20 protein-coding genes are annotated in these 20,071 nt (G+C 48.3%); all 20 read right to left on the reverse strand.

Features of this window, described 5'->3' with window-relative positions:
- Positions 1–42 precede the first annotated feature (42 nt).
- The gene (locus tag FN782_RS12145) at positions 43–312 is read right to left on the reverse strand and encodes a hypothetical protein (protein ID WP_142506077.1); all 270 of its coding nucleotides are present in this window, start codon (positions 310–312) and stop codon (positions 43–45) included.
- A gap of 90 nt (positions 313–402) precedes the next feature.
- Entirely contained in the window at positions 403–1,317 is a 915-nt protein-coding gene (locus FN782_RS12150) for a type II secretion system F family protein (protein WP_142506078.1), read from the reverse strand.
- Positions 1,318–1,328: 11 nt separating this feature from the next.
- Complete coding sequence (locus FN782_RS12155; RefSeq protein WP_142506079.1) at positions 1,329–2,252, reverse strand: type II secretion system F family protein; 924 nt, start codon at positions 2,250–2,252, stop codon at positions 1,329–1,331.
- Positions 2,249–3,610 carry a TadA family conjugal transfer-associated ATPase gene (locus FN782_RS12160; protein ID WP_142506080.1) on the reverse strand — a complete coding sequence of 454 codons (1,362 nt, stop codon included), beginning with the start codon at positions 3,608–3,610 and terminating at the stop codon, positions 2,249–2,251. The genes FN782_RS12155 and FN782_RS12160 overlap by 4 nt, the downstream gene beginning before the upstream one ends.
- A 15-nt stretch (positions 3,611–3,625) precedes the next feature.
- Positions 3,626–4,798 (reverse strand): CpaE/TadZ family protein, encoded by a 1,173-nt coding sequence (locus tag FN782_RS12165; RefSeq protein ID WP_142506081.1) that lies wholly within the window; start codon positions 4,796–4,798, stop codon positions 3,626–3,628.
- A gap of 72 nt (positions 4,799–4,870) precedes the next feature.
- Positions 4,871–5,683: a Flp pilus assembly protein CpaB gene (gene cpaB / locus FN782_RS12170; RefSeq protein ID WP_185956264.1), complete on the reverse strand. Its 813-nt coding sequence runs from the start codon at positions 5,681–5,683 to the stop codon at positions 4,871–4,873.
- A 70-nt stretch (positions 5,684–5,753) separates the two neighbouring features.
- Positions 5,754–6,203 (reverse strand): prepilin peptidase, encoded by a 450-nt coding sequence (locus FN782_RS12175; protein WP_185956265.1) that lies wholly within the window; start codon positions 6,201–6,203, stop codon positions 5,754–5,756.
- A 453-nt stretch (positions 6,204–6,656) separates the two neighbouring features.
- The gene (lysS, locus tag FN782_RS12180; RefSeq protein ID WP_142506084.1) at positions 6,657–8,147 is read right to left on the reverse strand and encodes a lysine--tRNA ligase; all 1,491 of its coding nucleotides are present in this window, start codon (positions 8,145–8,147) and stop codon (positions 6,657–6,659) included.
- A gap of 395 nt (positions 8,148–8,542) precedes the next feature.
- Entirely contained in the window at positions 8,543–9,559 is a 1,017-nt protein-coding gene (gene dusB, locus FN782_RS12185; protein ID WP_142506085.1) for a tRNA dihydrouridine synthase DusB, read from the reverse strand.
- The gene (folK, locus tag FN782_RS12190) at positions 9,556–10,119 is read right to left on the reverse strand and encodes a 2-amino-4-hydroxy-6-hydroxymethyldihydropteridine diphosphokinase (RefSeq protein WP_142506086.1); all 564 of its coding nucleotides are present in this window, start codon (positions 10,117–10,119) and stop codon (positions 9,556–9,558) included. The genes dusB and folK overlap by 4 nt, the downstream gene beginning before the upstream one ends.
- Positions 10,116–10,478, reverse strand: coding sequence for a dihydroneopterin aldolase (folB, locus tag FN782_RS12195; protein ID WP_142506087.1), 363 nt, complete (start codon positions 10,476–10,478; stop codon positions 10,116–10,118). The genes folK and folB overlap by 4 nt, the downstream gene beginning before the upstream one ends.
- Entirely contained in the window at positions 10,478–11,335 is an 858-nt protein-coding gene (gene folP / locus FN782_RS12200) for a dihydropteroate synthase (RefSeq protein ID WP_142506088.1), read from the reverse strand. Before folP ends, folB begins: the two co-directional genes overlap by 1 nt.
- 51 nt (positions 11,336–11,386) lie before the next feature.
- Positions 11,387–11,977, reverse strand: a complete 591-nt coding sequence (locus FN782_RS12205; RefSeq protein ID WP_142506140.1) for an anthranilate synthase component II — start codon at positions 11,975–11,977, stop codon at positions 11,387–11,389.
- Positions 11,978–12,500: 523 nt separating this feature from the next.
- A complete protein-coding gene (locus tag FN782_RS12210; RefSeq protein WP_142506089.1) occupies positions 12,501–14,207 on the reverse strand; it encodes a hypothetical protein in 1,707 nt (568 codons plus the stop codon).
- A 156-nt stretch (positions 14,208–14,363) separates the two neighbouring features.
- The gene (locus tag FN782_RS12215) at positions 14,364–15,440 is read right to left on the reverse strand and encodes a coiled-coil domain-containing protein (protein ID WP_142506090.1); all 1,077 of its coding nucleotides are present in this window, start codon (positions 15,438–15,440) and stop codon (positions 14,364–14,366) included.
- A 179-nt stretch (positions 15,441–15,619) separates the two neighbouring features.
- The gene (gene cysK / locus FN782_RS12220; protein ID WP_142506091.1) at positions 15,620–16,546 is read right to left on the reverse strand and encodes a cysteine synthase A; all 927 of its coding nucleotides are present in this window, start codon (positions 16,544–16,546) and stop codon (positions 15,620–15,622) included.
- Positions 16,547–16,702: 156 nt separating this feature from the next.
- Entirely contained in the window at positions 16,703–17,575 is an 873-nt protein-coding gene (gene hslO / locus FN782_RS12225) for an Hsp33 family molecular chaperone HslO (RefSeq protein ID WP_142506092.1), read from the reverse strand.
- A complete protein-coding gene (locus tag FN782_RS12230; RefSeq protein WP_185956266.1) occupies positions 17,575–18,534 on the reverse strand; it encodes an HTTM domain-containing protein in 960 nt (319 codons plus the stop codon). The genes hslO and FN782_RS12230 overlap by 1 nt, the downstream gene beginning before the upstream one ends.
- Positions 18,531–19,145 carry a DUF5819 family protein gene (locus FN782_RS12235; protein ID WP_142506094.1) on the reverse strand — a complete coding sequence of 205 codons (615 nt, stop codon included), beginning with the start codon at positions 19,143–19,145 and terminating at the stop codon, positions 18,531–18,533. The genes FN782_RS12230 and FN782_RS12235 overlap by 4 nt, the downstream gene beginning before the upstream one ends.
- A gap of 92 nt (positions 19,146–19,237) precedes the next feature.
- Positions 19,238–20,008 carry a type III pantothenate kinase gene (locus FN782_RS12240; RefSeq protein ID WP_142506095.1) on the reverse strand — a complete coding sequence of 257 codons (771 nt, stop codon included), beginning with the start codon at positions 20,006–20,008 and terminating at the stop codon, positions 19,238–19,240.
- Positions 20,009–20,071: the final 63 nt, after the last annotated feature.

The raw sequence follows: 20,071 nt of genomic DNA on the forward strand, positions 1-20,071 counted from the left end.
GGGAAAAGAGGCCGTCATCAGACGGCCCTTTCAACCATGTTATTATTCATCATCGTTTCCATCATCACCTCCGTCGCCCGCCTCTCCTTCAACTGCTTTCTTAATCTCAGTTTTTATTGTTTCTTTAACACTTCCGTCTCCATCAGCCTGGAACACATTAATTACAATCATCGCCAAAATTGCACCCGCTGCCAGGATGGTGACATACTCCAACGTGGGAGAACCTTTTTGACTGGCAAAAGGTTTTTTGAACGAAGGCAAGTATTCCTTCATTGCCTCCCAACGCAGTTTCCACTCCATCTTTTTGTCCATACAAACGCCTCCTAATGAAAATATAATGCCAAAACCAACAAAACACCTTTTCCACTGTTGCTTTGGACAACCTCACCTCCTTTTCAGAGTTTATCCTCCAAAGAGGTTTTGCTTGATAAAATAGCTGTAAGCAATCGCCCCCAGCATCAAGAGCATAATGGAGGGAGCGATGATAAAGCCGGAAACAAGAGAAATCTTGGGTGAAGCCTTTCCGGCAGCCTCCTTTGCCCGTTCGGCACGCATTCGGCGCATCTCCTCCGCTTGCTCTGCAAAGGTTTTCGCAATAGGAGTACCCAGGTTGTGGGCCTGAATCATGGACTGGATCAGAGCTTCCAACTCTGGGGAAGTGGTGCGAAGAAGCAATGACCGATAAGCGGCTTCCCGTTGCACACCAAACTGAATCTCTTGATTTAAACGGGAAAATTCCTCACTAAGCGGTCCTTCAGTCGCTTCCACATAATAGGTCAGTGCTTGATCCAATCCCATCCCGGCCTGAAGCGTAATACTCATCATATCCAAAAAGTCCGGGAGCTCATATCGAATCTGTTCCTGTCGCCTTTTCGCCAACCATCGAATCCCATATATTGGAACCATATAGCCGATAAACGGAGAAAATACAAGCATGATCGGAGCGAAAGGCAAGCCAATCAACCAATACAGTACACCCAATCCCAAACCAAAAAATGTCCCTAAAAGCTTGGCTCCCTGTAACCGCTTGACGGTCAGCCCATAAGGATGACCTGCTTTCACCAAATGATCCTCCAGTTCCACCGGATCACTTAATATCTCGATTTTCTCTCCTGTGGGAGCCAACTGATCCATCCAATGACGTATAAGATCCGTCTTGCTTCGGGTCTGTTTCATCACCTTCCAGGGAGGAATACGTTCATCCAGATTTATCAGAATTCGTTTTTTCTCCATTTGATACCCATAATAGGAGGCAGCAGCAAAAAAGAGGCAAAACCATGAACCGACGACCATCATATAAATCCCTATGCTACTCATCTCGATCCCCTCTAAACCTTGATATCCGAAATTTTCTTAATGAGAAGGAATCCGACGACTTGCATCACCACAAAGATAGTCAGAACCACCAATCCCATCATCGAGGTAAAAAAGTCAAAAAAGTCATCAATCATTTGACTCATCATATAAACCATCAGAGCAGATATTACAGGTAGAAAATAAGCGGTATATTTGGACTGGGAAATGGAAGCATCAATCGTCTTGGATATAATCTTTCTCTCTTCCATCGTTCCAGCCATTTCACCAAGCACAGCCCCTAAGTCACCGCCCGCCCGTTGCTGAATAATCAAGGCATTGATAAAGATCCGGACATCCCGGCTATTCACCCTTCGATACAAGTCTTGCAAGGACTTTTCCAGGTCCTTGCCCAACTGCAACTCCCGAACCACAATCGCCAGCTCATCCCTTACCGGTGGTGCCATTTCCTTTACTACCAGTTCCAATCCCTGGGGGATGGACAGCCCCGCTCTTGCAGCACTGCTCAACAGGCGACAAACTTCGGATAATTGACTCTCCACTCTCCGTACATATATATTTCTACGGGATTCCAGGAACATTTTGGAGATAAAGGGAACCAGTGTAGTTCCTATCATCAGACCGATCCATAGCGGAGCCCCCATGCCATAGTATAAAAACAGCACCAACGAGAAACCCACCATAAACAGGATGGCTCCATATTCTGAGGGACGAATCTTGATGCTTGCCCTTTTCAGCCTTGGTTCCAGTTGTTTGGCCCACTGCGTCTCGTCCAGTTTATCGGCCAGTCGGTCCGACCACCGATCCTGGGAAGCAATCTCAGCAAATTGATCAAACTGTTCATGAACCTGCTTTTTTTCCCGCCGGTACTGCATCCAGAAATAGAACACCATGAAGAAGCAGAAAACTGCTCCGCCCCCAAGCAGGGCAATCATCATTCTTTCTCCACCTCCTGAACCGGGGTGAAGATCTGGGGATCGACGGGCGTGCCATAGGCCTGGAGCCGGCCCAGGCAAGAAGGCAGATGACCGGTGGCTGTAAAGTGTCCCTCCACACGACCGTCATCGGAAACATTGGTCTGTTGAAAGCGGAAAATATCCACCACTTGGACACTGCCATCCTCTTGTTGGATAACCTCCGAGATGGCCAGCATTTTCCGTTGTCCATCAGGCAACCGGCCAATCTGGACAATCAGGTCCACTGCACCCAGGATATATTGTCGGATCACTTCAGTGGGCAGGTCCATTCCGGACATCATCACCATCGCCTCCAAACGGCTTAAAGCATCTTTCGGCGTATTGGCATGAACGGTGGTTAAAGAGCCTTCATGACCCGTGTTCATCGCCTGCAACATGTCAAAAGCTTCAGAGCCACGAACCTCACCGACAATAATCCGGTCGGGGCGCATCCGCAAGGCATTTCGCACCAACTGACGGATGCTGACTTCCCCTTTTCCTTCCACATTGGCCGGTCGCCCCTCCATTCCGGCCACATGACCATGAGGAATGCGCAGTTCCGCCATATCCTCAATAGTCACAATCCGTTCATTCTCCGGAATAAAGCAAGCCAGGGCATTTAACAGTGTCGTTTTCCCGCTGCCGGTCCCCCCGGAAATAATCAGGTTCAGCTTGGACTTGACCAACCCGGTCAGGAATTCCCCCATCTCCGGGGTGAGACTGCCGAAGGAGATCAGATCATCCAGTTGAATCGGTTCTTTCCGGAATTTCCGAATGGAAAGCAGAGACCCCTTTAAACTGATCGGCGGAATCACGGCGTTCACCCGGCTTCCGTCAGGCAAACGCGCATCCACCATCGGGGAACTTACATCGATCCGCCGACCGACCGGTGCTACGATGCGATCGATCACATGCCGCAGGGCTTCCTCATCGCGAAATTGGATGTCGGTCTTGTGAAGCTTCCCCTTTTTTTCATAAAAGACTTCATAAGGGCCATTGACGACAATTTCCGTAATGTCATCATCCTCCAACAGAGTCTCCAAGGGACCATAACCGACCGACTCATCAATGATCCGTGAAATCAGCCGCTCACGATCCTGCTGGGGAAGAACCACTTGCTCATCCGCCATATATCGGCCAATAATCCGGTCCAGCGTTACTCGTAATTCAGATGAAGGCATTTGGGTCAATTTTTCCAGATCTGTCTCCCGCAACAGTCTCGCTTTAAAATGTTGCGCCAGTTCATCCACCCGGGTGTCATGCAAGCTTGAGCGGGCTTCACTCGCAGTACGGCGGGGCAGTCGCTTCCCTTTTTGGTTGGATTGGGTAAACAACCCCATAATCTTCTCCCTCCTTTACACCGTCTGACTGGTTTGCTGTTTCAACAGCCAACTGGCCAGTTTTTGAACATCCCGGGCATAAACGGGGATTCCACGTTCTTTCCGGCTGTTTCGAACAAGCTTCCCTTGATTGATCAATTGCTGAATTCGTTTGGTGTCATCCCGCAGATTGGCGATGACTGGAAAAAGGAAGTGGCGATTGACATCTTTATGCCCGATTTCCGTATCCCGACTGATCCGGTTCAGCACCATCTGCAAACGGTCATTGGGGTCAATGCCCAATTTGGAGAAGAGATCCAGAACTGTCCGAAAGACACTCATGGAGAGCATATCCGGAATCATGACATAGAAGATATAATCGGATTCCTCCAGCACGGTATAGGAAACGGTGGTCATCTCCGTCGGTAAATCCACCAAAATGTAATCGTAGTAAAGGCGTGCGGTTCGCAACAAACGCTGAACATGATCTTCCGTGATTTGCTCGGCGATCTCAGCATTTTTGGGACTGGGCAACACTTCGATCTGGGAACGCTCTTCCACCGCTGTGACACTGCGAATATGGTTGTCATTCAATTCATTCAATACGGGGTCCAAATCAAAAATGTGTCGACCCGTATCAATTTTTAAAATGGTTTCCAAACCGCCGAATTGCAAATTTAAGTCCACCAACAATACGCTTGCATTGGAATCCAGTCCGATTGTTTGGGCCAAAGTGGACGCCGTCAGGCTTCGTCCACTACCCCCTTTTCCACTGTAAAAAGAAACCACTTGACCTTGCGCCCAAGAGAAGGCAGCTGCTGCCTCTTCCTGGGCACTTTTACTCTGCAATGCTTTCACTGCCTGGACCAATACATCATCCAAGGCATGAATCTCATCCGGTAGAAACAAGATGTCAAACGCTCCGGCCCGATTGACATCCCTTGTGCGAACCGGGTCCCGTCGCTCAGTCAGAAAAATGGTGACTGCATCCGGAACTTCCTTGGAAATGTAGGGAAGCAACTGTATGCTGGTCCCCTCTTGGGGTTCATGCAACAATACAATATCCGGCTTCAAGCGAACAATTTCCCGGCGCACTTCATGTGATTCAATCGATTGAATCTGCGGAAACTCATTGGTGATTTTGGATCTCAGATCTTCCGTCAAAGTGGTATCATCGCTTACAATGAGTACTTTTTCTTGGGCTCCCATAATATTGCAGCTCCCATCTTCCACGTATTATGTTGACTACGATCATTTCATGCGACTGTCCCCAAGATGAAATCAGTTGGTCTGAGCAGCCGGGTTCCGGTCATCATGAACTTCTCCTCCTGAAGGTGTCTGACCGGGTGTTTGCCCTTGTGTCTGACCTTGCTGAGGATTGACTGTTTGTGGAGAATTACCTGTTGTTTCGTTTTGGTCTGTTTGTTTCTGCTTTTTCTTTTTTCCTGCTCCCTTTTTTTCGCTTGGGGCTTTCAACACACGGATGGACATGGAAAAGTTCTGTTTATGAATCAGCCTTTTTGCCTCTTTTAAGGAGACTTCCAAACCAACTCCCGTCACATTTCCATTTTCATCTTTCGCTACCCCAACAATAGGAACATCCCGCATAAAGATGGTCGTCTCCGGTCCTCCATCTTTTTGGTCGGAAACAATCAAGTCTACCCGGTCATTGGTCTCCAATGAGCCATCAAAGTGTACTTTGTCGGACTGTGATAAGGTCACCATCCGCTTATCATTGGCCGTAAGGTATGACTGCATCTTTAATACACTGTCTGTCAGCAATTCTCCTTCAGAAAGCGGAACAACAGAAACCAATTGTTGAACGGGGAGTGTATGTTCGCCCACCTGGATCCCCTCCAGGTTTGTCACCGTGGATTCTTGAACAAACTGTGCAGGCACTTCCTTTGCTTCAAAAAACTCCGGTCGCAAAGGTTCACGGGAGGAAATATTTTTTTTGGCTACATATACCGTGGTCATTTCCCCCAACCTGGAATCCACCACACTCACCTTTTGCAAAAACAGAAAACCGGCAATCCCAGCCAACAGCAACGCAATAACCAAAAATATAATGGCTCTTCTTTTTGCATCCTGCATAAATGTTGACACCCGCTTACATAATTTTTCTCAATCCAATTTAATCAAGTATTCTTTTCTATCAATCGATTCACCACAACCAAAAAAGTCCATAAATCAGCACGGTAGCTGTCAGTATAAAGGGTGCAAAGGGGAATTCACTCTTTCCTGAGACATTTTTCCATTGTATCAGCTTCCAACCCAGAACGTAGAGGGCGGCCAACACATGGGATAGTAGAAAAATCAGCAGAAATGGCTCCCACCCCACAGCCAGTCCGATCATAGCAAACAGTTTGACATCTCCTCCGCCGATGGATCGTTCATCGGTGAACGCGGCAAAGATGATTAAGACGATAAAGACGCCCAACCCTGTCAACAGATAATTCCACCAGGGTTCCGGTCGGTGGAACAGTCGAACAACGACGGCAGTCATCAGTCCAATGACAACAAACCGATCGTAAATCAAGCGTTCTTTGAGGTCTGTAACGGTTGCCGCAATCAAGAGGAGGATCAGTACCAGATAGATGATATGTTCCGCCAACCCACTCATTCCTTAATAAAAAAGTATCTGGAATTGGAAAGCATTTCTTATTCCTGAGTTATTATATTCCAAATCATCCGACAAACTCAAGGTTATGATTATAATTTACATCTTTTCTCCTACGGATTAGTTTTTGAATAAAAAGTGATGATTTCAAAGAATACTGCAAACCTATGTATTTGTAAAGATATTTTCGCATTTCACCTAATTTGTTGTGAATGTTTTATATTTTAAATCATATTGGTCCTATGGCTGATGAATTTACGACTTTCTTCTGTATGATTGCGGAATGGGACAAAATATTTGAAGCATCTATTCCCTTTATACAATGAATAGATCCCTTCATTTTATTCTTTATTTATATGAAATCCTATTTTTTTGAATATACAATCCAAAAAACAAAACCCGGCAACCGAGTCGGTTGTCGGGTTTTTCTCTCGTTTGTCTATCTGTTTATCCCTGGTCCCGTAAGGTGGGGAAGAGGAGGACGTCGCGGATGGAGGGGCTGTTGGTGAGAAGCATGACGAGGCGGTCGATGCCGATGCCGAGACCGCCGGTGGGGGGCATGCCGTATTCCAGGGCTTCCAGGAAGTCTTCATCCATGGGATGGGCTTCGTCGTTGCCCTGGGATTTCTCCCGAACCTGGGCTTCAAAGCGTTCCCGCTGGTCAATGGGGTCGTTCAGTTCGGTAAAGGCATTGGCATGTTCCCGACCGACGATAAAGAGCTCAAACCGGTCGGTAAAGCGGGGGTCCTGTTCATTCTTTTGCGCCAGTGGAGAGATGGCCACCGGGTGACCGTAGACAAAGGTGGGCTGGATCAGTTTCTCTTCCACTTTCTGCTCAAAGAATTCATTGACGATGTGACCGAAGGTCATGCCGGGTTTCAGTTCCACTCCATGCTCTTTTGCCAGTTGGCGGGCCTGTTCATCGCTCATTTCCTGCCAGAAGTCTACACCGGTATGTTCTTTGACCAGATCGACGATATGTTTGCGGGCCCAGGGTTTGCCCAGCTGAATGGTATGTTCCCCATAGGTAATGGTATCGGTGCCCAGTACGTCCTGTGCAATATGGGTGATCACGTTTTCGGTGAGATCCATGATGTCATGGAAGTCGGCGAAGGCCTGGTAGAGTTCCAGCATGGTGAATTCCGGATTGTGCCGGGTGGAGATGCCTTCATTCCGGTACACCCGTCCAATTTCGTAGACTTTTTCAATCCCGCCGACGATCAATCGTTTCAGGTGAAGTTCAATGGCGATCCGCATATAAAGGTCCATATCCAGGGCGTTGTGGTGGGTAATAAAGGGACGGGCCGCCGCACCGCCGGGAATGTTGTGCAGGGTCGGGGTTTCCACTTCCAGAAAGCCTTGTCCATCCAGATACTGACGCATGGAACGGATGATCCGGCTCCGGGTGATAAAGGTATCTTTTACATCCGGGTTCATAATCAGGTCCAGGTAGCGTTTGCGGTAACGGAGCTCCACATCTTTGAGTCCATGAAATTTCTCCGGCAGGGGGCGCAGGGATTTGCTGAGGAAGGTGACTTCCTTGGCTTTGACGCTGGTCTCCCCCCGGTTGGTTTTAAAGACGACACCGGAAATTCCGATCCAGTCTCCCAAATCGGCGGTGGTAAAGGTTTCATACGCTTCCTCTCCCACCTGGTCTTTCCGGACATAGATCTGGATTTTGCCACTTTGGTCCTGTAAGTGGGCAAAAGAGGCTTTCCCTTGCTTCCGCTTGGCCACCAGCCGTCCGGCAATCACTGCGGGTTGGTTTTTCGCTTCAATCTCTTCTTTGCTTAGGGCATCAAAGGCATCCAGGATCTCCTGTGCGGTATGGGTACGTTCAAATCGGTGTCCAAAGGGAGCGATTCCCCGTTCCCGTAAGGTTTCCAGTTTGTCTCGGCGAACCTGCAACAGTTCGTTCAGCTCTTCTCCTTGGCTCATCAGCTGTCACTCCTCTGTCTGAAAGCGTTGTAAAAGAGAGTGTGCGGTGGCATTTACCCAAACTCGCTCCGGTTGCTGTCCATCAAAGATGTAAATTGTCCGCTCCGAATCTCTACGGGCAGGAGCAAAATCACAGTGGAGCTTTTGCCCCTAAACGCCCTTGCAGGCATTCTCCACTAAGCAGGACAGCAAAGTCGCTAATTCGGGTAAATGCACCCCTTATCTAAGCATGAATACAACGCTTCCCGGCAATATTTATCCATTATTTTCTCGTTCTTTCCCGTTTGGGTCAAATCGTTTCATCGTCCATTGAAGAAAGCCGCCGATTCCCGGCGGCGAAAGGGTCCAATGTTCATAACGGGTGTGTAAGCCACCCTGCAAAATTGGACCCGAGACTAGGCCGACTGTTTCTTTCGTTGTTGCATGCGCTGTTCCTGTTTCTCTACAAATGCGGTCAGCACCTGTGCCATTCCCTCTCTGGTAGTCTGTTCGTTCACCTGGTCTTTCACCCTTGCGGCCCCCCGCAATCCCCGCAGATACCAGGCTGCGTGTTTGCGCATTTCCCGAACCGCGACCTCTTCTCCCCGCAGGTCAATCAGTCGATCCATGTGCAACAGGGCAATCTCAATCTTCTCGCGCGGGGTGGGTTCCGGCAGTAATTCCCCCGTGGTCAGATAATGGATCGTTCGGTACAGCATCCAGGGATTCCCCAAGGCTGCACGGCCAATCATGACGCCGTCGCATCCGGTTTCATCCAGCATCCGCTGGGCATCCTGGGGGGTTTGAATATCGCCGTTTCCAATCACCGGAATCTGGACGGCTTCTTTTACCTGGCGGATAATATCCCAGTTGGCTTCGCCGGTATACATCTGCTGGCGGGTACGGCCATGGAGGGAAACCGCCTGGGCTCCGGCCCGTTCCAGTGCCTGCGCATTTTCGACCGCATAGATGTGTTGATCATCCCAGCCCATGCGCATTTTGACGGTTACCGGCTTATCCACGGCCTTTACCACAGCGGAAACCATTTCTTCAATTTTATTGGGGTCCAACAGCCAGCGGGCACCTGCATCACATTTGATAATCTTGGGCACCGGGCACCCCATATTGATATCAATGATATCGGCATTGGTTTGTTTGTCTACCACCTTGGCCGCTTCCACCAAACTGTCTTTGTCCCCGCCAAAGATTTGCAGGGAAAGCGGCTTTTCCCGCTCATCCACATACAGCATCTTTTGGGTTCGTTCATTTCCGTGAAGGATGGCTTTGTCGCTGACCATCTCCGCGCAGACAAGCCCGCAACCAAATTCCTTGGCAATCAGCCGGAATGCAGGGTTACAAACACCAGCCATGGGGGCGAGCACCACTTGGTTTTCTGTTTCCACCGGTCCAATTTTCAGCGTTCTCTTTTTCATCCATCAGACACCTCCTTGCTTCCAGAAGGGAGGGATTCCTTTTTCGCCACAGTATATGAACAAAAGGTATCAGAGCTTCGAACCAGATCTTCCGGCTGCCCGGTTTCCCGGACCCAGTGGATCACGGTTTTTCCTGTTCCCGGAATGATCCGTTCCGGTATTAGGTCGGCGAGAGGAATCAGTACAAAGGGGCGCTCCGTCATCCGGGGATGGGGAACGGTCAAGTCCTCCGTCTGAATGATCTGGTCTCCATAAAGAAGCAGATCCAAATCAATGGTGCGAGGACCCCACCGCATCACCCGTACGCGGTGAAGCTCCCGTTCCACATCCAATAAGGTATGCAACAGGTCCATCGGGGAGAGGGTGGTTTTGATCTCCGCACAGGCATTTAAAAAATCCGGCTGGTTCACATAGCCGACGGGAGCCGTCTCATACACCGGGGAGAGGCGGGTCACGTGGACTCCTTCGCGGTGATGCAGACGGTCCACAGCTTCCTCCAGGTTGGCCATGCGGCGGCCCAGATTGCTCCCCAAACCGATATAGGCGATGATTTTTGTCATGAGGAGCGTCTCCGGGTGATCTCGACACCTACCGACTGATAATGCCCCGGAATCGGCGGGTCCGGCTTGGTGAGACGAACCTTCACCTCTTCCACGGGAAAATTGGCCAGTAAGCTGCCCGCGATTCGTTCCGCAACGGTTTCCAAGAGAGCAAAAGGACCGGATTCCACTTCGGCTTTCACCTGTTGGTAAACATTTCCATAATCAACGGTCTGGTTGAGGTCATCCCCCTGAGCCGCCGGAGCAAGATCCAACCCCAGTTCCAAATCGACCAGAAACCGTTGACCCAGTTTATTCTCCTCAGCAAAGACGCCGTGGTATGCATAAAAAGCCATCTGGTTAAAAAAGATCCGATCCATTATTCCACTCCTCCGGTCGCCTGCACCATCGCATCGGTCATTCGGCAAACCCGAACCATCTCTTTCACATCGTGGACCCGAACAAACTGACACCCTTTGCTGATCCCCAGGGTTACCGTTGCCCCGGTTCCTTCCACCCGTTCCTCCACGGGGAGGTTGAGGGTGTGCCCAATCATGGACTTGCGGGAGGTTCCCAGCAACACCGGAAAGCCCAAATCCGTAATTTGCTCCAGGTTTTGCATGACAGTCAGATTTTCCTCATATGATTTGGCAAACCCGATCCCTGGATCAAGAATAATCCGTTCTTTCTTCACTCCTGCGGTCCGCGCCAAATGGACACTCTCCATCAGGTCGTGGCAAAGTTCCTCCATGAGTGAGGTGTAGCGGGCTTCTTCCCGATTGTGCATCAGAATCACCGGAACATCCAGTTCCGCCACGGTCCGGGCCATTTCCGGATCCTTTTTCAATCCCCATACATCGTTGACGATGTGGGCTCCCGCCTCAACCGCCTGACGGGCAACCTCTGCTTTATAGGTGTCCACCGAGATGGGAACGTCTACGGCTTGAGACAGGGCCTGGATCACGGGAATCACCCGCTCCAGCTCTTCTTCCAGAGAAACCGGCTGGTGCCCCGGTCGGGTAGACTCTCCCCCCACATCGATCAGATCCGCCCCATCGGCGACCATTTGTTGCGCATGTTGGATAGCTCGCTCTTTTTGGTTGAACCGTCCTCCATCGGAAAAGGAATCCGGGGTGACATTTAAAATCCCCATCACCACGGTGCGACGGTGGACCGGAAGGGTATAGGGACCCGCCTGGATCGGTTGCATTCTGGATTGCATGGTTGCTTGGGCCATCGGTGTTCACCTCCAGGGTTGGGCGGATTCCGCCCATGTCATTGATATTTTTTATCGCGTTTCTGTCGTCCGTCTGCTGTATACGTTCAGGAAATTGGCCAACAGCCGCTTTCCATGGTCGGTAATGATCGATTCCGGGTGAAACTGTACCCCTTCCAGCGGGAACTCCCGATGGCGAATCGCCATGATTTCCCCTTCGCTGGTTTGGGCACTGATTTCAAATTCCTCCGGCACACTCTGAGGATCGACGATCAAGGAATGATACCGATTGGCCCGAAACGGGGAGGGAATTCCCTGAAACAAAGTCTTTCCGTCATGAACAATCGGGGACGTTTTTCCGTGCATCAGCCGATCCGCCTGAACGATCTGTCCGCCAAAGGCCTGGGCAATACTCTGGTGTCCCAGACAAACGCCCAACATCGGGATTTCCCCGGCAAACCGGCGAACCGTTTCCAGGGTAATCCCTGCATCATCCGGCGTTCCCGGTCCGGGGGACAAAACGATAGCCTCCGGGTTCATGCGCTGAATGGTTTCCGTGTCCAGTTGATCGTTTCGGACGACGGAAAGCTCCTCTCCAAGCTCGCCCAGATATTGCACCAAGTTATAGGTAAAGGAATCATAGTTGTCGATCATCAGAATCATACGCTCATCTCCCCTCTTCTCCTCTCTTCTTTCCTCCGCTAATCTGTCCATGCAGAAACGATCCACATGCATGCATAAACAAAGTGTTGAAGGGGAGATTTCCGTTTCCGCATCTCTTTCCTCCAGCAAAGAAGTGGAAGGAGTCCGCTTCACCCCCTCCGGTCCCAACCAACGGACAAAATATCCGCTAAACGGTTGGGACCTCCGGCGGCTCCGCTGGGTCGTCGGAAAAGGATGCTCTACCGAAAATCCCCCTCTTATTACCTTTTTCAGCAGTTTCTGTACATACATGCATGTATTCTTTCATTAGTTTACAACAAATCCCCCATTGAAAAAAGGTTTCCCTTCCGGCAGGAAACCATAAGACAAAACATACCAGTCTGAAGACTGGGTATGAAATATCGTGATACCTGTTAGGCAGAGCATACACAGAGAAATCCTGATCTACCCTTTTTTAAAACGATTTCATCGTACAACAAAGATCACCCTGATTGTGGGGTGATCTTATATTTTTAAGTGCCAACTATTCATCCTTTTTCTTTTTCCCCTTGTTGTCCAAGGATTCATTCTGAAAGGTTTTCACTGCCACAACCTTCTCTTTGGTTTCCAGATAGGAAAATGCCACTTTGTGCCCTTTCTCCAGGAATACCGCATAGGGGAATTTGGAGGAGTTGACAGTAAAGATTTTGTCGTTTCCTTCAATCAGAAACTGTACAACGACATTCTCCTCCGAAATCCGGTCTTTATAAACTGCGATGACTTTGCCTTTCTCTTTTTTCTGTTCCGATTGATTGGTGGGTGTTGCTTCATCATTTTCCAGATTGGTGGAGATGGCATATTGATACTTATTCAATGCTTCCCGTTTGGTGTCTCCATAGGCATATACCTTTTCATCACGGGCGTTGACCAACATCACTTTACGAAAGACATCATTGCCGTCCAGCACGGGTAACACCCAGGTGTTTTCCCCGTAAACATTGTACAGTATGGGTGCGGGGGCCTCCCATTGTTTCTCCTTGAAGGTTTTGGAGACTACATTGGCCGCTGAAGATCCGTTCAGCAGTCCATCCACTCCGGTGTAATAGGTTATTTTTCCGGTGCGAGAATCCATCATGGTATATCCCACCATGGACCCGGCATCCTCTTCATCCCGTGTATGATCGGTTACCCAATGCATCCGCATGGATCGGTCAAAAGCGGCAATCACTTCATCTTCCCCTTCGTCCCATTCCGTGGGAATATGTACATCCCGCTTTCCAAACAGGGAATTTAAGAATCCATGCTTGTATTTTCCGAACCATTGATTCCGCTCAATCGCCACATCGGCGGGGATCACCTGATCGACAAACGCGGGCACCTTGTTCCGAGCGTATTTTTTCATCTCACCGTTGGAGGGATCAAACAGGATAACGCCTTCTACATCCCGAACCCGTCTGTATTTTTCATAGCTTCCATAGGAGACGGCGTAGTAAGGTTTTCCCTTTTCATCCGGTTCAAACGAGGCATTCATCAGTACCACATCTGGATATTGCGCCCGTACCCGACGATACAGGTTTTCCCCCAGCCAGGCGCTGGGGACGTATTTCATCCGGGCTTTTACCACTTCTGCCGTCGCCCGTTGATCTTCTGCACTGACCCGGATATATCCGGGAACGGTATCCCCTTGCCACCATTTGAAAAATCCTTTGTATTCAATGGGTGCTACCCAATATAGTTGATTGTCAATCTTTTGGATAGCCAGCTCGCCCAGATCATAGAAAAAATAGTTTTTGACCTTCCCCAATACTTTTTCAATCTTATATTCCGCATATTCTCTGGGGACCACCGGAAGGTGCTTTTCATTCATGGGTTCCAGTTTTTCTTTTGAAACCTTGGCATCCACAAATTCATACTGATCCTGGGCAATGGTGATCGGATAGATCAGAAGGAAATAAGCCACGCCCAACAAAATGGCTACGCTGGTCAACTGTCCGATGCGCCTCTCCCATTTCCCTGAAGCCAACCACAAAGAATCGATCAGGAGAGAAACCGCCACAATCCAGGCAAAGTTGGCCAGCATGGCTTCCGGTGTCTGATCCACCAGCTTCACATAAAATGTCCATGCACTGTATAATAAACCTGCTACCCAGCGAAGAAGCTGGACCCAATAAAACCCCTTGCCTCCATGTTTCCAGGCTGACGGATACAGAGTCAGAAACAGAAGCGAGAAAAGAATGGTAAACAGAAGCATGATTTCATCTCCATCCTAAATGGTTTCCTGCAAATTTCCGCTCCAATGGTTTTTAAACATTTCCATTCTACCATAAACAGGAATCTATTGATAGATTGGGAGATTCCAGATTGGCAAGAAAAACCCCCAGAACCCCATGACAAATAAAATGGGGCTTCATTCCGTCTCCGACTGCTTGACGTTCTGAGATTCTTCTGCTTCCTTTTGCCCATACCTTGCAATAATCTCCTCTTTCTGTTCCAACTTTTTACGGTTCACCTGATCCCGCTCACGTTGTTCTTGCAACAACCGTTCTTTTGCATCCGACGCTTTTTGGTAGAATGCCTCCCTTTCATTCATTTTCCGGGCTAAGTCCTCTACCCTCTTCAAGGTTGCCTGGTGTTCCTGCTCCTTTTTCTCCAGTGCCTGTTTCCGAGCGACCACTTCTTCATTGAGCTGCTTCCGCTCATTTGTTGCCTGTTGTAATTCCTTTTGCAATTTGTCCACTTTCGTCATCGCTTTTTGGTGCGCTTTTCGCACAGAACGCAACGCTTTCAACTCTTCTTCCTGGGTGTTGATGACTTGACGAAGTTTTTTCTCCTGTTCATCCAACCGCTTTCCTTCCTGCTGTGCGGTTTCCACTTCTTGCTGTAAGCGCTCTTTCTCCATTTGCACCTCTTTCATTTGGTTTTGGAACGCTTCCTCTTTTTCTCTCAATATCTTTTGCAAGGAACGCTGATCCTTTTGTAACACTTCCACCGATCGCTCCTGCTTTTCCAGTTTTCTCCGTTGCTCCTTTTGGATCTGATTCATTTGTTGAATTTTGTGATTACGCCGGGTTACTTCTTCCTGTAATCTCTTTTTTTCTTCCCGTTCCTGATGCAGTTCCTTCTCTTTGGCATCTAGTTTTTCCCGCAGTTCTGCCTCTTGGGAAATTGTTTCATTTTCCACCGAAATCTTTTGCAATTGTTGCTGTAATTGCTCAAGTTTCCGATCTTTCTCCGCCAGCTTTTGTTTGAATTTCTCTTTTGTTGCTTGCCAGCCTTTGTATACATGATCCCACTTCTTTAACAACGTCCGGTATTCTTTGGTTTTCATTGCCACCCTCTGCAAATGTTTTTCCTTCTGTTCCAGTAAACGCCGATGCCATTGCTCTTTGTTCTGCAAATACTTGATCCGCTGATTTAGGTCATGAATTCGCTCCCCACTTCCTTTATCCGTGCCTTTTCTCCTGGATGGATGTTGATCCGCCATCTTACCCCACCTCCACACACGCTGATGTGCTCATTATCATGAACTATGTACATTTTTACGCCTGTGGTCCGGAAGGTAGAAGCTTCTCCCGCCTTTTTTCTGCAATCTGGCATGAGGTCATGGTGTTGCAGTGATAATAAAAAAACCCCGCATATGCGAGGTTTTGGAACGAGTCATGGTTATTTTTCAAATTGATACAGATCCGTTGTGAGATAGCGCTCTCCATTGCTGGGAATCACCGCAACCACTCGTTTGCCTTCACCCAGCCGACGGGCGATTTTCAGTGCGGCAAAAACAGCGGCCCCGGAGGAGATTCCACCCAGAATTCCTTCTTCCCTGGCCATGCGGCGGGCCCATTTGAAGGCATCTTCATTTTCCACTGTAATCACTTCATCATAGATGGCGGTATCCAAAATGTCCGGTACAAATCCGGCACCGATCCCCTGAATTTTGTGGGGACTCGGCTCACCACCCGATAACACCGGAGATGCGGAAGGCTCTACAGCCGCAATATGGAGATCGGGCAGGTTTTCCTTTAAAAACCGCCCCGCACCGGTAATGGTTCCTCCAGTACCCACTCCGGATACAAACGCATCGATCTGACCGTCCATCTGCTTCAACAGCTCCGGACCTGTGGTTTCATAGTGAACCTTTACATTGGCCGGGTTTTTAAACTGCTGTGGCATAAAGACATCCGGGATTTCTTTGGCCAATTCCTCCGCCTTCTGAATCGCCCCTTTCATGCCTTCAGCCCCAGGAGTTAGTACCAGTTCCGCTCCATAGGCGCGGAGGAGGTTGCGTCGTTCCGTACTCATCGTGTCCGGCATCACCAGAACCGCTCGATAGCCCTTGGCCGCTGCCACCATCGCCAGACCAATCCCGGTATTTCCGCTGGTGGGTTCCAAAATGGTGGTTCCCGGCTGAAGCAGTCCCTTCTTTTCGGCATCTTCAATCATACTGAGTGCAATCCGATCTTTCACACTGCTGCCTGGATGAAAATATTCCAACTTTAAGTAAACATCGGCATCCGCCTTGCCCACAATCCGATTTAACTTCACAACCGGACTGTTTCCTATTAACTCGGTAATCGTGTTGGCCACAAGCATGGAAGGACCTCCTGTCTTTATACCAAGTAATTCAATCGGTTTTAATGTCTTTATCGTACCAATTCCAGACACCGCTGTCAAATCGGGAATCAAGCCCATTTTTTGAAAATGAAAAATCCGACCATCCCTTTCTTAAGAGACCGGTCGGATTGAATCTCAGGCTTCGTCCAGCAATTTCTCCAGATCTTCCTGGGGAATCTGATAGATTTCATTGCAAAAGTGACAGGTCACTTCTGCTTTTCCCTGTTCCCGGATCAATTGTTTCAGTTCCTCTTTTCCCAGACTGCGAAGCATGCCTTTGACCCGATCCGTGGAACAATGACACTGAAAGGATAAGGATTGCTTTTCCATAATATTCAGGTCTTCTCCCAGGATTCGGCGCAACAAATCCTCCGGTTGATCCCCTTTTTCCAAAAGTCGGGTCACAGAAGGCATATGGGCGATTTGCTGTTCCAGCTCTTGGATCAGCGAATCCTCCGCCCCCGGCATCACCTGAATAATAAAACCGCCGGAATGAAGAATGGTTGCATCCGGTGCCACCAGAACCCCCACACCTACAGAGGAAGGAACCTGTTCCGATACGGTCAGATAATAGGTAAAGTCGTCTCCCAGCTCACCGGAAACCAGTTTGACACTTCCCCGGTACGGTTCTTTCAGCCCCAAATCCTTGACCACATTCAGGGTTCCTTTGCCGACAGCACCCCCGACATTCAGCTTCCCCTGAGCGTTTTTGGGAAGGTCAACGGCCGGATTTGCCACATATCCTCGCACATGACCCTTACCGTCTACATCCACGATAATCTGACCCAGGGGACCATCTCCCTGGACTTGGATGGTGATTTTATCCTGATCATTTTTTAGCATCATCCCCATCATCGCTCCGGTGGATACAACACGCCCCAGAGCGGCACTGGCGATGGGCCAGGTATGATGACGCTTCTGCATTTCATTCATCAAATCGGTTGTCAAACAGGCAAACCCTCGCACATTTCCTTCATACGCCGTGGCTCGAATCACATAGTCACTCATCACTTCTCCTCCTCATACCTGAACACCAATTTATGATCCCTAAAATATATCGCCAGTTCTTTTAGCTTTCTCAGCCACTGTTTTATTTTACGGTAATCCTCATCATTTAACAAAATCATTTCGGAAGCAATCATAATCCATGAGAAGAAAAACAGACTCATCGTAAACGCAATCCCAATATGCATGGATACAACTCCAGCCAGTGCGAAGTATTTTAATTTGGGGTGGACAATGAAAGCAGGAAACATCACTTGAATCAATATGGTTCCATAACTGGCTAAAACGACGAGCCACGTCTGATTCCAAATCCAATCATTAACACCCGGCCAGTAAAATTCATGCAGGCGCAAAGCATAGTAGACCGCGGTCCCATCTTGCCAATAGGACCCCATCACTTTATAAATCCCAGCCGTAAAGTAAACAAGAATAATTTGCAATGCCACTGCCATTACAGCAACATTATGTAATACTGCTATCATTTTTTCCAATAGAGACTTTTTCATGATGTCCCTGACGGGTTTTTCCGGTGTCAATGCCAAATATGCTCCTGTATTGGCAAACATCAAATAGAGTAGTTCCAATCGGAGAAGATTCATGCCCCCATTCATAATGGCTGGGTTGCGATAATAAAACGACCAGAAAAAAATAAACACCAAGAGCCCCGTGAGTCGTGTTCGAATCCCCAAAAGATATAACACCAGAATCACGATAAAGAGGTGAAATAGTATTTCAAAAAAAAGATTGCTGGCACTGAAGTGGAATAGATTCAGAATGCCATTATTGTGAGAGGATAAAAAATTACCATAAGACCAGATTCCATCAGGTCCCCAAAGCAGATCCCGCTGTCCGTAATTAAGAATGAAAAAGGTAAGGAGAATCAATGCAAATTGAACTCGGATGAGGCTTGCTCCGATCAGCAACCGTTCTTTACTGGACCATTCAATAAAGCGCTGAATCACTTCATTCCCTCCTTCTGATCCTTTTGTGGAGAATAATCCATCCATCCTGTATCCTTTCTTTCAATACGCCATTCGCTACTTTTTTGATCTCTTTTTTCATAAGGAGGAATGGTAGCATAGACAGCGCGAACTCGAACAGCTTTGATTCGTTGCCCTTTCCATATTTCTTTCGCCTCTCTTATCGCAATGGACTGTAGCATCTGCCTTCCTATTCTTTCGCTCTCCAGGCTATCCGATCTAAACTTATCTGCCGCTTTCAAATGTAAATCCAATATATAAGCATTTTTATTTAATCTATAGGTTTGAATTGGGCGAATCGTTTCGTTGGTAATGCTAACCCAATCTTTTACTATCCATTTTCTGTGACTTTCATCCCATACTTTGGCTGTTAACTCCAAGCTTGCATTTTGGGAAGTTGGATTAGGGGCAAATAGTTTCCAATTTTGGGAAAACAGAGATTCCATATAAAAATAAAGGGGAAACTTTACATTTTCTTTAAGTGGATTGTTCGGTGTTAAATATAAGGATGTTAAAGCAAAATGGATCAACAGACCTCCCCACATCAAAAAGACCCAACTGATCAAGAAATATTTCTTTGCTTTTTGTAACATTTTTTCTCCTCTCTCAAACTAGAAATCTGTTCCATTTTAGCATGGAAAAAAATAATAAAAAAGGACCCGTTTTTCTACGGGCCTTTCAGATATTACGATGATCGATTCCGTTCATAGATCAGTTTTAACCCCTTTAAGGTGAGAAGGGGGTCCACTTTGTCAATGGTTCGGGTTTCTCCACAGATCAGTTCCGCCAGACCGCCGGTGGCTACAACGGTGGGTTTTTGCTTCATCTCCGCTTTCATTCGGGAGACGATCCCATCCACCACTCCGACATATCCGTAAAACACACCGGCCTGAACGGCTTTTACGGTGTTTCGTCCCACGACACTGTCCGGTTGGACGATTTCTACCCGTGTCAGTTGCGAAGCCCGTTGATACAGCGCTTCCGTGGATACATAAATCCCCGGAGTAATTGCCCCGCCGACATAATGCCCTTTTTCATTGATAAAACAGAAGGTCGTGGCTGTTCCAAAATCCACCACAATCACCGGGGGACCATACCGATCCAATGCAGCGACAGCATTGGCGATCCGATCGGCTCCCACTTCCCTGGGATTTTCATATTGAATGTTGAGACCTGTCTTCACTCCGGGACCCACAATGACCGGGGTCACCCGGAAGTACTTGCGAATGAGCATTTTCAGAACATGGGTAAGAGGGGGAACGACGGAACAGATGACTACCCCGTCAATTTCTTCTAACCCGATGCCCACATGATTAAACAAACCTTTCAATCGCATTCCATACTCGTCCTCGGTGGAATTCTTATCCGTATGAACCCGCCAGTGATACAGGAGTTCATCCCCTTTATAAATTCCGAGTACAATATGCGTGTTACCCACATCCATTGCCATTAACATAATCTATCCACCTGCTTTGAGTAGACATTCATTCTCATCATAGCAATGGGGAACGCCTGATTC

The organism is Melghirimyces algeriensis (assembly GCF_900182565.1).
In the GTDB taxonomy this organism is placed as follows: domain Bacteria; phylum Bacillota; class Bacilli; order Thermoactinomycetales; family DSM-45169; genus Melghirimyces; species Melghirimyces algeriensis.